Here is a 15,660-nt window from a genome sequence, read left to right on the forward strand (position 1 = left end):
ATCGCAATCAATCTTCAAAACTTTGCTTTTTTGAATAGATGTTCCCTACGCTGGTACGAGCCAAATCAGGTTCAAAGGGTCAGCGTCTTTCGGACACAATCTCAGCTAGCAATTACTAGCCCCCCTACATTCTTTCGCTATGAACTTTTCGATGATTATTATACCCATAGTTTCACTTAAATGACAAGGTGCTATTTTTGAAAAGAGCTTAAAGCCCAGCACTCCTAAGAGACTGGGCATTCTTTTAGCTTGGTTTCTGTTCTTTTTTGGCTGTGACAACATGAGAGATTGCCCCATCTGTTGCAATATCCACTTTAAATGAACCGTTGGAATGGCGATCCGCACGAGACAATGCTTGCACGTCTATCACCTCTTGAACACCTTTTTCAGTTTCAATCACAACCTGCTCCCCGTCTGTTGCTTGAACAACTGCCACAATTCGGTGAGGGTTAGCTTTTAACTCCGTTAATACTTTTAGTCCACGTTTTGCACGACCTGCTACTTCAACTTCAGCGACATTCATTTTCTTCACGGCCCCACGCTGTGTCACAATCACTACATATTGGGTAACATCAGGCTGTAATACATTGACGCCAACTAAGGCTTCTCCATCTTTTAGTGTGATCCCTTTCACACCGCCTGTTTTCACACCTGTCACAGGTAGTTCCTCCATTGGGAAACGAATCGCATAGGCTGTATCCGTTGTGAGCATCAGCTCCACGCCATCTGTTACAAACGAGGCATAGATCATCGCATCACCAGCCTTGACGTTCATCGTTTTAATAGGCTTTGAATAACGTGTCACTGCATAGTCTGCGAGTGGTGAGCGCTTAATTTGACCATCTTTTGTGGCTGTGAAGACATACGTATTTGGCTGTTCAAATGTTTCGAAGCCATAAACCGCAATAATCGATTCATCTTCCCCTGTTGGGACAATACTTGAAATATGCTGGCCGAGATCCTTCCAGCGTATATCAGGCAGCTCATGAACAGGCTGATAAATATAATTGCCTCGATTTGTGAACAGCAATAGATGGTGCTGTGTATTTAAGTTTGCTTCATACAATAAATAATCTGAATCCTTCATGGCAAAATCTTGCCCATTTGAAGCGGCATGAGAACGTGTGGATGTGCGTTTAATATAACCATCCTTCGTTACTGTTACGACAACCTCCTCACTTGGCACAAGGACATCCAATGTAATTTTAATTTCTTCAATTTCTTGCTCAATCTTCGAGCGGCGAGGCTCTGTAAAGCGTTTCTTAATATCAAGCAGCTCTTGTTTAATAACACGCACAAGTTTAGCCTCACTTTGTAGAATCCCCTCTAGCTTCGCAATTAACTTATCTAACTCGTCCTGTTCCTGACGAAGCTCTGTAATATCCGTATTCGTTAATCGATATAATTGCAGGCTTACAATAGCCTCTGCCTGTACTTCTGTAAAATCAAACTTCTCTTGTAAATTAAGCTTTGCATCCTTCTTATCATTAGAAGAACGAATCGTCGCAATGACTTCATCTAAAATAGAAAGAGCTTTAATTAATCCATCTACAATATGAGAACGGTCCTTTGCCTTTTGCAAATCATAAATGGAACGGTTTGTTACCACTTCTTTTTGATGGGCAATATACGCATCTAGCAATAATGGTAATGTCATCATCGTAGGACGACGATTATGAATGGCAATCATATTAAAATTATAAGCTACCTGTAAATCCGTTGTTTTAAACAAGTACTGTAAAATTCCTTGTCCTGGTACATCCTTTTTCAGCTCAATTACCACTCGTAAGCCTGTACGGTCTGATTCATCACGAATTTCCGCAATGCCTTCTAGTCGTTTATCTACACGTTGCTCATCAATTTTTTTCACAAGATTCGCTTTATTTACATCATATGGTAACTCAGTGATAACAATTTGCTCTTTACCACCCTTGATTGGTTCAACAACTGCTTGTGCACGGACGATGATTTTACCACGACCTGTTTCATACGCCTTTTTAATGCCATCAACACCTTGAATGATGCCACCCGTTGGGAAATCAGGCCCTTTCATCACCGTCATTAATTCATCTACAGTAACATTGGGCTTGTCTAAGCGCATCAACACAGCATCCAGTACTTCATCTAAGGCATGTGGTGGAATATCTGTCGCATAGCCAGCGGAAATCCCTGTAGAGCCGTTGACTAAAAGGTTAGGAAAACGTGCTGGTAAAACAGTTGGCTCCATATCCTGATCATCAAAGTTTGGCACAAACTCGACCGTTTTCTTGCCAATATCTCGTAGCATTTCAGCAGCAATAGCAGATAGTCTTGCCTCTGTATAACGCATCGCAGCTGGAGGATCGCCATCGACTGACCCATTGTTCCCGTGCATCTCAATGAGCATATGACGTGCCTTCCAGTCCTGACTCATCCGTACCATCGCTTCATACACAGAGCTATCGCCGTGCGGATGATAGTTACCAATTACGTTACCCACTGTTTTTGCGGATTTACGGAACGGCTTATCATGTGTGTTGCCCTCCGTAAACATCGCATATAAAATACGGCGCTGTACTGGTTTAAGACCGTCACGTGCATCAGGCAACGCGCGGTCTTGAATAATATATTTACTATAGCGACCAAAACGGTCACCCATCACTTCTTCTAACGGTAAATCTTGGAACTTTTCTGTACTACTCATGCTTGGTCCTCCTCTTGTTGGATGAATTCATTCTCTAGAATGTTAGAATCATCCTCCATACCGAAGTCTACATTGGCTTCGATCCATTTACGACGTGGTTCTACCTTATCGCCCATTAACGTCGTGACACGTCTCTCCGCACGTGCACCATCCTCGATTGTGACACGAATCAATGTCCGTGTTTCAGGGTTCATCGTTGTGTCCCATAGTTGGTCTGCATTCATCTCGCCAAGACCTTTATAGCGCTGTAATATGTAACCCTTGCCAACCTTTTTGATGGCCTTTTGTAAATCGCTTTCTGTCCAAGCATATTCAATGATTTCTTTTTTTCCAGTACCTTTTGAGACTTTATAAAGCGGCGGTAGTGCGATATAGACCTTCCCAGACTCAATAAGTGGACGCATATAACGATAGAAGAATGTTAATAGCAAGACTTGAATATGTGCCCCGTCCGTATCCGCATCGGTCATGATGACTACTTTATCGTAGGCAGAATCTTCCACCGCAAAATCCGTACCAACACCTGCTCCAATCGCATGGATAATCGTTGAAATTTCTTCGTTTTTCATAATATCTTGTAGTTTGGCTTTTTCTGTATTGATTACTTTCCCGCGCAATGGCAGAATCGCTTGGAATGTACGGTCACGACCTTGTTTAGCAGAGCCACCCGCAGAATCACCCTCGACTAAATACAGCTCATTTTTTGCCGCATTACGTGACTGAGCTGGCGTTAATTTTCCAGATAGGATCGTACTACCCTTTTTGTTTTTCTTGCCATTTCGTGCATCCTCACGCGCTTTACGAGCTGCTTCACGCACTTGCTGCGCTCGAATCGCTTTACGAACAAGAGAAGCTGATAACTCTGCATTTTCCTCTAGCACATACAAAATTTGCTCAGACACTACGCTATCCACGGCAGAACGAGCCTCACTTGTCCCAAGCTTGCCCTTTGTTTGTCCTTCAAATTGCAGTAAATGCTCTGGAATACGAACAGACACGATCGCTGCTAAGCCCTCACGAATATCTGTCCCCTCAAGGTTTTTATCCTTGTCCTTTAACAAGCCAATTTTTCTTGCATATTCATTAAAGACACGTGTCAATGCTGCCTTTGCACCCGTTTCATGTGTACCACCATCACGTGTACGGACATTATTAACAAATGATAAAATCGTTTCTGAATAACCATCGTTATACTGGAAAGCGAACTCTACTTCGATTTCATCCTGTACGCCTTCTACATATTTTACTGGATGAAGGACATCTTTTTCCTCATTCAAATACGCAACGAAAGCCTCGATGCCATTCTCATAAAAGAACACATCGCTCTTGCCCTCCTCGCGCTCATCAATTAATTCAATTTTTAAGCCCTTTAATAAAAAGGCTGATTCGCGTAATCGTTCTGCTAACGTATCATAATTGAATTTTGTGACAGAGAAAATTGTTTCATCTGGTAGGAAATGAACAAGCGTTCCTGTCTGCTTGGTCTGCCCAATATTTTCAAGTGTTGTGACAGGCTGTCCTCCATGCTCAAAGCGTTGACGATACTTTTTACCATCGCGATGAATTGTCACCTCTAAAAATGTTGAGAGCGCATTCACAACGGAAGAACCAACACCATGTAAACCTCCACTTGTTTTATAGCCACCTTGACCAAATTTGCCACCAGCGTGTAACACAGTAAAAATAATTTCTGGTGTCGGTTTGCCCATTTTATGCATACCGGTTGGCATCCCACGTCCAAAGTCGCGTACACTCATACTTTGATCTTTATGAATTGTGACAATAATATGAGATCCAAAGCCAGCCAGTGCTTCATCTACCGCATTATCTACGATTTCATACACAAGGTGATGAAGTCCACGGCCATCCGTCGAACCGATATACATGCCAGGTCGTTTGCGTACCGCTTCTAATCCTTCTAATACTTGTATAGCGTCATCATTATAGACGCTAGGTGACTGTTTATTCGTCAAAAAAATTCCCCTCCAAAAAACAAACACATGTTCTATTTATGTTCTCATCCTAATAATAATAGCATTTCCTGTCAATAGCTAGCGACAGGTCCAATAAAATTTTAAAAATTGCTCACAGTTTTGATTATTTTTATTAATAGTAAACATCTTCAACAGTTGCTTAAAATTGGTATTTGAGCAAGACAGACTGCTTCTAGCTTCCATCATCATTTGACGCATTGAAGCCTACTAAGTTGCAAAATATAGTTGTGATGCTTGCAAATAGAAGCACACTACCTCGTGTCTTGTGATTAAACAGGATAAAGTTAGACTTCTATTCTACCAAAGGAATGAACGATTGACAAAATTGCCATTTTGCCTATATTTTTATAAAGGTTTTAGTGCTTCCTACAAATTTATGTCTAAAAGCCTAGTCCTCGCTAATAGATTCTCTTTTGTATTGATTCAAGACTTCGGATGAAATCTCCTTCATAACATTGTAGATTAGCAAGAAAAAGTGTAAAATACTTGTTACAAACTATTAGTACCAAGTGATGGACTATGAATGAAAGGAGTCCAACTATGATCATCAATGGACTTATTATTTTATGTGCTTATCTAATCGGCTCTATACCTTCTGGATTATGGATAGGCAAAATTTTTTATAATACCGATATTCGTGAACACGGGAGCGGTAATCTTGGTGCAACCAATACTTTTAGAACATTAGGGAAAAAGGCTGGTATTATTGTTACGGTGATGGATGTCCTAAAAGGGACTGCCGCTGTCTTACTCGTGACACTTCCTGTTTTCTCTGATACTACACTCCACCCTTTATTACTGGGGCTTGTCGCCGTAATCGGTCATATGTTCCCGATCTTCGCCAACTTCCGTGGTGGGAAAGCTGTGGCAACATCAGCTGGTGTATTATTAGGCTATTCTTGGCCACTCTTTGTCCTACTATTTATTACCTTTATTGTGACCTTAAAACTCACAAAAATCGTCAGCTTAACATCAATGATAGCCGCTTTAGTAGCGCTTATCTATGCAATCGTTTATTATTTTATTACAGGTGACTTTGCATTAGGCATCTTGGTAGCCTTTTTATTTACCTTTATTATTTATCGTCACCGTGCCAATATTGCTCGTATTAAAAACGGCACCGAACCAAAGGTAAAATGGCTGTAGGAAGAGAGGAGCATTTGAAATGAATATTGCATTGACAGATGAAGCCCTACAATGGTTCAAACATGAAATGGAAGTTGAACCTGGTGATACAATCCGTTTTTATGCACGTTATGGTGGCTCAAGTCCGTTTCATGAAGGCTTTTCACTAGGCATGACACGTGAGGAACCTATTGCCATAGGTGTGCAGACAGAAATTGATGGTGTTATTTATTATATTGATGAGAAAGATCTTTGGTTCTTTAACGATCACAATTTACATGTTGATGTTGATACAAGTAAAGATGAATTACAATACGACTATCGTACATAAAGCAGTCTGTCCTTTCAATAAATGAAAGGACAGACTGTTTTTTATTTATTCCAAAACAAGACACACAAAAGTCGCAAGGAATGTGATATTGCCACAAATAGCTAGATTTTTCATATCTCTTTCGTTTATCTCTCAAAAAAATTGTCCATTCTAAAGGTAATGAACCACCAATTGAGGAGGAAAACACATGTCCATGTCTAACCATACCGATACCTCCCCATCCCATACAACGAACGATTTATTGTATACTTCCCTATCTAAAAATATAAAAATCATTCAACAGTCACTAGGGCATAGTAATGATATTATCATACGGGAAATTGCCATTGGAGAAACTGATCCCCATAGCCTCGCCATTATTTCCATTGATGGCTTATCGGATAAAACGACTATTTCTGATTCTGTTATCGATAAACTGATGGCAAATATTGAAGAAGAACAAGATATTGAAATAACAACCATTAATCAATATGTTCGGAATTCCTATTTAACGGTAGGCGATGTGACGAATATTGAGCATTTCACAACACTCTACAATGCCATTCTCAATGGTGAAACGGTTATTTTATTAGATGGCTTTGCCGAAGGGATTGTGACAAGTACTAGAAGTGCCAAGGATCGAGCTGTCACAGAGCCATCGACGGAATCCGTAATTCGCGGACCGAGGGAATCCTTTACGGAAACCTTGCGTACGAATACAGCGCTCATTCGTCGCAAAATAAAAAGTCCGAATCTCTGGATAAAATCACGCGTTATCGGAGATGTGACACAAACAGATGTAGCAGTGATGTATATAAATGGCATCGCCAGTGACAAAATCGTCGCAGAGGTATTGGCTCGATTAGATCGTATTAATATTGATGGCATTCTGGAAAGTGGCTATATTGAGGATTTTATTCAAGACTCAAAAAACTCTATGTTTCCAACCGTCTACAACTCTGAACGTCCTGATGTCATCGCAGGTGAATTATTAGATGGCAAAGTGGCGATTCTAGTTGATGGCACACCTTTCGTCTTAGTCGTTCCAGCGCTATTTACATCCTTTTTACAATCAGCAGAAGATTATTATCAGCATTGGATGATTAGCTCACTTGTACGTATCTTGCGTTTCTTTGGTATCAGTCTAGCATTAGTAGCACCATCCTTGTATGTGGCGATTACTACCTTTCATCAGGAAATGCTACCGACACCCATGTTAATTAGCATTGCTTCACAAAGGGAAGGCGTACCCTTTCCTGCAGTAGTAGAAGCGCTTATTATGGAGGTTGCCTTTGAGGTCTTAAGGGAAGCTGGACTTCGTATGCCTCGAACAATCGGTCCTGCGGTATCCATTGTAGGTACTTTAGTTATTGGACAGGCAGCAGTTGATGCAGGCGTCGTATCCGCTGTAATGGTAATTATTGTAGCCTTAACAGCGATTTGTAGCTTTCTATTCCCTGCCTATGGCTTATCGAATACGATTCGTGTACTACGTTTCCCATTAATGATCTTAGCTGCTATGTTTGGTTTATTCGGTGTAATGTTTGGCATTATGCTAATTACTCTTCATCTATGTAGCATTCGTTCATTTGGTGTACCTTATTTAAGCCCATTCGCACCGTTGGTATTACAGGATCAGAAGGATGCATTTGTGCTGTTCCCGCGTAGAAAATTACTTACACGACCTCGTTTAGTCAATCAAAAAAATATTGTTAGAGGACATAACTATACAAATGTAAAAGGCAGGAAATAACTTCAGGATAAATGAGGAATAGAATATGGCAAAATTAAACTGGATTTGCTTACTATGTATCCTCACTTTACTGTTAAGTGGTTGCTGGAGTAAGCGAGAATTAAATGAATTAGCCATTGTGGTAGCACTAGGCATTGACAAAATAGATGAGGAATATGAAATTACAGTTCAAATTGTCGATCCTAGTGAAGTCTCAGTGCGACAAGCTTCCACTCAACGCTCACCTGTCGTTAGCTATCATTCGAGAGGTGAAACCATCTTTGAGGCCATTCGCAAAATGACGACTATTGCAGCACGAAAACCTTATTTTGCCCACCTTCAAGTGGTTGTATTAGGGGAAGATCTCGCGAAAGAAGGCATGAGTGATGCACTTGATTTAATTGTAAGGGACCATGAATTTCGTAAGGATTTCGACGTCATTATGTCTCACGATGCAACAGCAAAGGAAGTATTAAATGTACTAACACCCATCGAAAAAGTTCCTGCTAATAAAATGTTAAATTCTCTTGATGTCTCTGAGAAGGCTTGGGGCTCCACGATAGCTGTTAATATTGATGAATTAGTCAATACATTAAGCAATAAGCATAAAGGGGCGTTAATTTCTGCTATTGAAGTTCATGGCGATAAGAAATTAGGGGTAGATCAAACAAATGTGCAACGTGTTAAAACACCTGTGCTATTACGTTATACAGGTTTAGCAGTCTTTAAAGGCGATAAATATATAGGGCTACTGACTGAGAGCGAAAGCAAAAGTATTAGTTTTCTTAATGACAAAATTCAAAGTACGATAGAAATCATCGCCTGTCCTAATAAAGGGACTTTGTCTACTGAAATCACCCAATCCACTACAAAGGTGAAAGGGTCATTTAAAAACGGGAAACCGAAAATCGATGTCCATATTAATGTAGAGCAGAATGTTGGAGAGGTCGAATGTGTTATCGATCTTACCAAAAATAAATCGATTGATTACGTTAATAAAAAAACAGCCCAGGGGATTGATGAACGCATTGAAAAAACTGTAGAGAAAATTCAACAGCAATATGAAGTCGATGTTTTTGGATTTGGGGATGCCCTACATCGGGCAGATCCAAAGCAGTGGAAAAAAATCAAGGATGACTGGACTTCCATTTTTCCAGATTTAGCAGTGGCTGTTCATGTAAAGGTAACAACCCAAGGTTCAGGTACGATGCAAAATTCATTATTAAACAAGCCAAAGGAGGAGTAATGAGATGGTACTAGCCGTAGCTATCTTGATTATTGCAATCATTGTTGCGCTTATTTTTATTCCAAAGCTAAAAAAGCAACAGGATAGAAAAGCCATGATTGTATTCTCCTTTTTGCTACTTATTGGAACGGCTTTAAATATGGGGATTGCCCTTAAAATCCATATTCCTAGCCCATTAGATTTGATTACCTTTATCTTCACACCGATTAGGGATTACATTGTGTCATTCACAAAATAGAAGGATGGATTGAGAAATGGAGGGTAACTAGATGGAAAAAGAGATAATTAGTTCAAGACAGTTTACGATCGTTACCTTCCTCTATTCTATCGGTACAGCGATTTTAATTATCCCTTCGAGTATTACTGGTGCAGCAAAGCAAGATGCTTGGATAGCGGCAAGCATTGGTGTTCTCCTAAGTTTACTGGTCCTAAAATTATTTTTAACACTGGCCAATCAAACACCATCCCTAAACTTTATTGAGGCCAATGAAAAAATTCTTGGGCGATTTCTTGGTAAAATCACAGCGATTTGTTTCCTGATTATGACCTTTCTTTCCGCTGGAGAATTACTCTATTTTATCGGTATTTTCATGAAAACGGAAGTTATGCCAGAGACACCGACATTAGCATTTGCCCTACTGTTCAGTATCCTTATTATGTATGCCGCTTATTTAGGGATTGAGACCTTTGCCCGTTCGGCAGAAATCCTCTTCCCATTGTTTATCTTTATTTTTATTTTTTTCGTCCTTAGTATCACCCCTCAAATTACATTTGAGAATATTCAGCCTCTACTAGAAGCGACCAAAGCATCTATGTTTTATAGTATTGCACGTTTTATGAGTATCTTTTCCTTTCCATTAATTGTATTATTGATGCTCTATCCTACTGGCGTCAATGTACAGCAGTCTGCACAAAAAGGGCTATATATTGGGGCAATCTTTGGCGGAATCGTCTTAGTTACGTTGATTGTCCTATCGATTCTTGTATTAGGTCCTGAAAACACAGCATCAAGGACATTTCCTAGCTATGCCTTAGCCCAAAGAATATCCATAGGTAATTTTTTACAGCGCATTGAAATCATTATGGCATTTATGTGGATTACGTCTATATATATTCGTACATTTATGTATTTCTATACGACCGTTGTTGGCCTCGCACAAATTTTAAAGATCAAGGATCATCGCCCACTCATTATACCGATGGGGATAATTGTCATTGGACTTTCTCAAATTGCTCATCCAGATATTGTGCATTCTACAAATTATAATAATGAAATTTGGCCAATCTTTTCCTTTATCTTCACCATTTTATTACCCATACTTTTGCTGATTGTGGTAGTTATTCGAAATCGTAAATCCAAAGCTCAAAATAACGAAACACCTCAGCAGGAAACAGAAAATGACAATCAAAAAGTCTAATTTCTTCTATGCTTAAAAAGAAATTAGACTTTTTATTAATTAAATATGATATTCGATTTCATCTACAAAATCCCATTCATATGGTGTTTCTTGGTAAACATAGTAGTTCAACCAGTTAGAGAATAATAGATGCGTATGGGCACGCCATGTATTCATCGGCACTTGTGTCGGATCGTCATTCGGGAAGTAGTTTACAGGAACGGCGATATCTATGCCCTTCGCCACATCGCGACTGTATTCATCGGCTAGCGTTGTCGCATCATACTCTAGATGCCCCGTAATCATAATATTTTTATTATCTTTTGATTGTACAATAAATACCCCAGCATCCTCTGAATAGGATAATAATCGTAGATCTGGATGATTGCGAACCTCGTCAATCGAAACAGATGTATAGCGTGAGTGGGGCGCAGTAAATAAATCACTAAAGCCACGTACCAAATCTACAGTTAAATCTGTAATCACATGGGAATAGACGCCTGAGCATTTAGCAGAAAGCTCAACCTTCCCAATGCCATAATGATGATACAATGCAGCCTGTGCCCCCCAACATATATGTAGCACAGATGTCACATTCTTTTTAGACCAATCCATAATTTCTGAAATTTCCTGCCAATAGTTGACCTCTTCAAAAGCCATTTTTTCTACTGGCGCACCAGTTATAATCATACCATCATAGCGGCGGTGTCGAATCTGATTGAACGTTGTGTAAAAAAGCTGCAAATGGGATTTACTCACATTTTTAGACTCGTGTGTGGCTGTATTCAAAAAGGTAATATTCACTTGTAATGGTGTATTCCCCAATAAACGTAATAATTGGAGCTCTGTTTTTTCTTTTTCAGGCATTAAATTTAATATTAATATATTTAATGGACGGATTTGCTGTGTTTTCGCACGATCTTCTTCCATGACGAAGATTTTTTCCTCACGTAAATGTTCTCCAGCTGGTAAATTTTTCGGAATATTAATTGGCATCTTGCTTTCCCCTCTCTCTAATCACTCTCTTTTAGCAAACCTTGCTTGCGTAGGATGCAACGAAATTAAAAAATCCTCCTCATTCCATACGAGATAGAATGAGAAGGATTTTTTTCACGTCCACTCTTATCTCTCAAAGGAAAAAATCCTTTGCTGGAATTAGCACCTTTCTAACAATTGTTAGAGGTTGCTGAAGCGTCATCGGGCCAAATCCCTCAGCTTCTCTTGATAAGATTATTTAATTATCTTGAATTGTAACACGAACTAGTTAGAATATCAATAATTCATAGAATATTTTGTGATTCATGTGCATGTTCCTTGCTCATTTGATGTACACTAAGCTTGCTATATGGGGTGTTTCTACATTTAAAATTTATGGTAAACATGCCGTAATTATGAAATATTGTATGAATCTAACTAGTTTTAATATGGGAGTATTACAATTGCCTATTCGTTTATTCCACTACTTATAAAATCTATGTAATCTTCAATATCTTATACTTCTGAATAAAAGAAGTGTATAACATTTAGAAATAAAAAAGAGGGAAACTCCCCCTAAGTTATTTATACATATTCATTGCTATTTCAGTATAAATGGCATTTGCTTTTTCAGCAGTGATACCAAATTCTCTAGCTGCAAGTTCAGCTACTTGCGGATCATGTATTTCTGGAACATATGTATCACCATAATTTGTTAGTTGATTAAATTTATCTTCCATAAAATCATAGATTTTTTTCTCTTCTATTTCTTTATCTAATTCTGCTGTAAATTCTTCCATATTTTTATCATATGCAATTTTGATTTGATTGTACTCTTCTGTGAATAATTTTTTAGAAACATCATTATTTACAATTTCTTCAATTATTTTCGAGTACTCTGAAAATCCATCTTCAAGCATGGCATCTTTTGTGTTTAAATTCTTAATAATTTCATTTAAATTGTAAGTTTTATCATCGTTTTCAGTGAAGTATATTTGATTTAACGCTGTATTATATTGCTGTGTGACATAATCAAAATCCTCACTTTTCAAAGAATTATTGAATATGTTTAAATCTTTTTCTGATTCTTTTATGTAATATGTTTCTATTAAATCTTTCATCCCTATAAAATCTTCATTTTCCTCGGCTTTTTTCACCTCATAAACCAACAATTCTGTAGGATTTAGAGATTCAATATATTCAACTCTGTCTTGCTCTTTTTTTTCTTTAATGAAGCCATATATTATACTCCCACCAAAATATACTATCAAAACAGTTGATAGACTATAAAAAAGCGTCATTTTAAGTTTATTCACTACGTCACTTCCTTCGCAATATAGTTGGTAATACAGTTATATTTTACCACAACCGAATATTAAAAAATAACTATTTAATGAGCGTGTTACAATTGTTTTATCTAAGAAGTAAACAAAAAGAAGCTATCCATTAAGAATAACCTCTTTTCAATGTCATTCAATGTAAAAGTGTCAATCTTCACATCTTCTTTTTGAATTTTTATCTTGTTCGCAATGTTATATTTTGTGATTCATGTGCATGTTCCTTGCTCATTTGATGTACACTAAGCTTGCTATATGGGGTGTTTCTACATTTAAAATTTATGGTAAACATGCCGTAATTATGTTACCATATACTTTTAGTAAGAGAGAGGAACGTGAATAGTTTGATTAAAATTGAATTTCCAAAACCAGATCTAGTAATCCGTCAACGTGAACAAGATTTAAAACCAGGTGATGTGCCAATCACACCTTACTTCGGTTTTATTGACTTCCATAAAATCACACGTGATAAAGGCGGCATTTTCTTATTCTATAATGACAAGAATGAGCTATTGTTTGTTGGGAAAGCACGTAAAATTCGTCAACGTATTAAAAAACATTTCCAGGATAATGTATCTCCGATGAAAAACCATCGTGATGAAGTGTTCAAAATTGAAGTCTATGAAGTAGAAGATCCAATGGAACGTGAAATTTACGAAACATACGCGATTAATACTTTCCGCTCTAAATATAACGTAGACAAAGTCTTTTATTAGGCATCTCATAAAGAAACCGAAATCTCATCTAAAGATTTCGGTTTCTTTTATCACATAATGGTCATACGATCAATGGGCGTACTCTGACCGTTTATTCGCAAATCAATGGTATCAAGCTCATGATTCTTGACGGTGATTTGAAAAACAAAGGGCTGAGCCTCTTTCCTTTGCTCGCTGCCTTCTTCTAACTGGATGATAAGCCTATTTCCCTCAGCTGTAATACTTGCCAATACATTCCCTTTTGAATAATAAACAAGGTAATATGGAGCATCCTTTTCATGTAATAGTTGTATTCTGTCATTAGAAACAATATTTTTTTGGACATTATCTGGGACAACCGTTAGCTCATGAATCGTTGGTGGTTCGGATGGTGGTGTAGCATGACAGGCTCCTAGCATGAGTAAGCTCATTAAACCTAGCAACACGAATTTTTTCAAGTTACTCCCCTTCCCTTATACGACTATTCTAAGAAAAAAGCTTTCCGCTCCTTAGCAATCCAGTCTTCTAACTCCTGATCATCCCGTTTTACTAACCGATTAATGAGTACATCATGCCATATATAATCCTCTAACAAATAAATATGAACCGAATCATTGGTGATAAAGGCCGTCTCTTGGGTAGATGGAGAATGACCATAAATCATTTCCTGACCATCTACCGATAAGATAAACCAATGCGGTGTCGACGCTTTTTTTGTATAATGTGTGGCTCTGTGCTGGTCAATAGAGGCGAGATGCTCTCCTACATATAACGTAATGCCATGAACAGGAACATGCAACGCCACCTCTTGCAAATCTTCACGTAAGGCATCATACATATCTTCCCACATCGATAGCATCACTTTTTTCTTCGCCTTCTTTAGAAGTGACTGACAATAGTTGATAATGGGTTCCTTGCCCTTCAGCATGACCACTTTAGGCTCAGCTTCCTGCACTTTTTCCTCTAATTTCTCTAGTTTCCCGCTTATAGACGTAAAATTGGACTCCCAGCGCTGTTGCATTTGCTGTAAGAACACAGACACAGGCATTGCCGAATAGGTCGTTTGTTCTGCGGTCTCTTCTTTTAACACGATGCCCTTTTCTACAAGGATATTTAAAATATCATACACTCTTGCACGTGGTATGCCAGAATTTTTACTAACCTGATAGGCACTGACATGACTTTGCTGAACAAGTGCCGTATAGGCCTTCGCTTCATATTCTGTAAAACCCATTTCTTTCAGCTGGGTGATTAATTCCTCCATGTAATCCCTCCATTATCTTTATTATAGGCTACCTTTGTGAAGATTTGCCAATGAAAAAATAGGGTTTACAGCGTAAATAAAATTAGTTACTATTTCAGTAGTAACTAATTCTAAAGAGGTGTCATATGTTGTTTGAAATCGATGTACATATTCTCATACTATTAATTTCATTTGGATTTCTGGCGGCTTTTGTTGACTCAGTAGTGGGAGGGGGCGGTTTAATTTCACTACCAGCCTTACTATTTGTAGGGCTCAATCCAGCCGCTGCTGTTGCCACGAATAAACTAGCAGGAGCTATGGGCTCTCTCACTTCCTCTATTTCTTTCTATCGTTCTGGCCAGTTGGACATTCGCTCTGTCCTCAAATATTTTCCGCTAGCATTTATCGGATCATTATGTGGTGCATGGACTGTACATCTAATCAATCCAGCATTACTAAAGCCATTAATGCTTGTTATGCTGGCGGCTGTTGGGGTATATACGATCTTTAAAAAGGATTGGGGTGCCGTCGCTACTGTAAAAAATCTATCTAAAAAACATTTGTTTTTATTTATGCTGCTATTATTTGCTATTGGTTTTTATGATGGATTTCTTGGTCCTGGGACAGGGTCCTTTTTAATCTTTAGCTTCTTACTGGTAGGCTTTGATTTTTTAAAGGCGGCTGGTAATGCGAAGTTTTTAAATTTGGCGAGTAATGTGGCTGGTGTTTGTATGTTTGCTTACTTAGGTCAAATTCATTATGTTTATGGTCTAGTCATGGGCATTGCGCAAATTGGTGGGGCTATGCTTGGCTCACGCATGGCAATCAAAAAAGGAAGTGGCTTTGTCCGCACGCTATTTATTGTTGTTACGATGACATTACTTGCGAAAAATGCCTATGATTTTATGATGCATTAAAAGAAA

The 15,660-nt window shown here is 38.4% G+C and carries 14 protein-coding genes and 2 riboswitches; of the genes, 8 read left to right on the forward strand and 6 right to left on the reverse strand.

Features of this window, described 5'->3' with window-relative positions:
- Positions 1–25: 25 nt before the first annotated feature.
- A riboswitch (TPP riboswitch) is annotated at positions 26–136 on the reverse strand.
- A 108-nt stretch (positions 137–244) separates the two neighbouring features.
- The gene (gene parC / locus LCP48_RS12575; protein WP_202340949.1) at positions 245–2,683 is read right to left on the reverse strand and encodes a DNA topoisomerase IV subunit A; all 2,439 of its coding nucleotides are present in this window, start codon (positions 2,681–2,683) and stop codon (positions 245–247) included.
- Positions 2,680–4,656 carry a DNA topoisomerase IV subunit B gene (gene parE / locus LCP48_RS12580; protein ID WP_004227922.1) on the reverse strand — a complete coding sequence of 659 codons (1,977 nt, stop codon included), beginning with the start codon at positions 4,654–4,656 and terminating at the stop codon, positions 2,680–2,682. Before parE ends, parC begins: the two co-directional genes overlap by 4 nt.
- A 564-nt stretch (positions 4,657–5,220) precedes the next feature.
- On the opposite strand from parE, the gene plsY reads away from it, so the two are divergent.
- The 6 genes from plsY (at position 5,221) to LCP48_RS12610 (ending at position 10,508) form a co-directional block, all read left to right on the forward strand.
- Positions 5,221–5,823 (forward strand): glycerol-3-phosphate 1-O-acyltransferase PlsY, encoded by a 603-nt coding sequence (gene plsY / locus LCP48_RS12585; protein WP_009371708.1) that lies wholly within the window; start codon positions 5,221–5,223, stop codon positions 5,821–5,823.
- 19 nt (positions 5,824–5,842) lie between these two features.
- Positions 5,843–6,133: a HesB/YadR/YfhF family protein gene (locus tag LCP48_RS12590; RefSeq protein WP_004227919.1), complete on the forward strand. Its 291-nt coding sequence runs from the start codon at positions 5,843–5,845 to the stop codon at positions 6,131–6,133.
- 187 nt (positions 6,134–6,320) lie between these two features.
- Positions 6,321–7,865, forward strand: coding sequence for a spore germination protein (locus LCP48_RS12595; RefSeq protein ID WP_404805405.1), 1,545 nt, complete (start codon positions 6,321–6,323; stop codon positions 7,863–7,865).
- Positions 7,866–7,890: 25 nt separating this feature from the next.
- On the forward strand, positions 7,891–9,090 hold the full coding sequence (locus tag LCP48_RS12600) for a Ger(x)C family spore germination protein (RefSeq protein WP_225340242.1): 1,200 nt from the start codon (positions 7,891–7,893) through the stop codon (positions 9,088–9,090).
- A 4-nt stretch (positions 9,091–9,094) separates the two neighbouring features.
- Positions 9,095–9,328, forward strand: coding sequence for a hypothetical protein (locus LCP48_RS12605; protein WP_004227917.1), 234 nt, complete (start codon positions 9,095–9,097; stop codon positions 9,326–9,328).
- 31 nt (positions 9,329–9,359) lie between these two features.
- The gene (locus LCP48_RS12610) at positions 9,360–10,508 is read left to right on the forward strand and encodes a GerAB/ArcD/ProY family transporter (RefSeq protein ID WP_009371712.1); all 1,149 of its coding nucleotides are present in this window, start codon (positions 9,360–9,362) and stop codon (positions 10,506–10,508) included.
- 39 nt (positions 10,509–10,547) lie between these two features.
- Here the strand turns inward: LCP48_RS12610 and metA are convergent, their stop codons facing one another.
- Entirely contained in the window at positions 10,548–11,483 is a 936-nt protein-coding gene (gene metA / locus LCP48_RS12615; RefSeq protein WP_004227915.1) for a homoserine O-acetyltransferase MetA, read from the reverse strand.
- 123 nt (positions 11,484–11,606) lie between these two features.
- Positions 11,607–11,718: riboswitch (SAM riboswitch) on the reverse strand.
- Positions 11,719–12,043: 325 nt separating this feature from the next.
- Positions 12,044–12,778, reverse strand: a complete 735-nt coding sequence (locus tag LCP48_RS12620) for a hypothetical protein (protein ID WP_009371713.1) — start codon at positions 12,776–12,778, stop codon at positions 12,044–12,046.
- A 365-nt stretch (positions 12,779–13,143) separates the two neighbouring features.
- Between LCP48_RS12620 and LCP48_RS12625 the strand changes: the two genes are divergently transcribed.
- Positions 13,144–13,515: a nucleotide excision repair endonuclease gene (locus LCP48_RS12625; protein WP_216486832.1), complete on the forward strand. Its 372-nt coding sequence runs from the start codon at positions 13,144–13,146 to the stop codon at positions 13,513–13,515.
- 50 nt (positions 13,516–13,565) lie between these two features.
- Here the strand turns inward: LCP48_RS12625 and LCP48_RS12630 are convergent, their stop codons facing one another.
- Both LCP48_RS12630 and LCP48_RS12635 read right to left on the reverse strand, forming a co-directional pair.
- On the reverse strand, positions 13,566–13,952 hold the full coding sequence (locus LCP48_RS12630; protein WP_216486816.1) for a hypothetical protein: 387 nt from the start codon (positions 13,950–13,952) through the stop codon (positions 13,566–13,568).
- A gap of 23 nt (positions 13,953–13,975) precedes the next feature.
- Positions 13,976–14,758, reverse strand: a complete 783-nt coding sequence (locus tag LCP48_RS12635; RefSeq protein ID WP_004227908.1) for a TrmB family transcriptional regulator — start codon at positions 14,756–14,758, stop codon at positions 13,976–13,978.
- Positions 14,759–14,883: 125 nt separating this feature from the next.
- On the opposite strand from LCP48_RS12635, the gene LCP48_RS12640 reads away from it, so the two are divergent.
- Entirely contained in the window at positions 14,884–15,654 is a 771-nt protein-coding gene (locus tag LCP48_RS12640) for a TSUP family transporter (RefSeq protein WP_225340243.1), read from the forward strand.
- Positions 15,655–15,660: the final 6 nt, after the last annotated feature.

Origin of the sequence: Lysinibacillus capsici (assembly GCF_020217405.1) — a bacterium.
GTDB lineage: Bacteria > Bacillota > Bacilli > Bacillales_A > Planococcaceae > Lysinibacillus > Lysinibacillus capsici.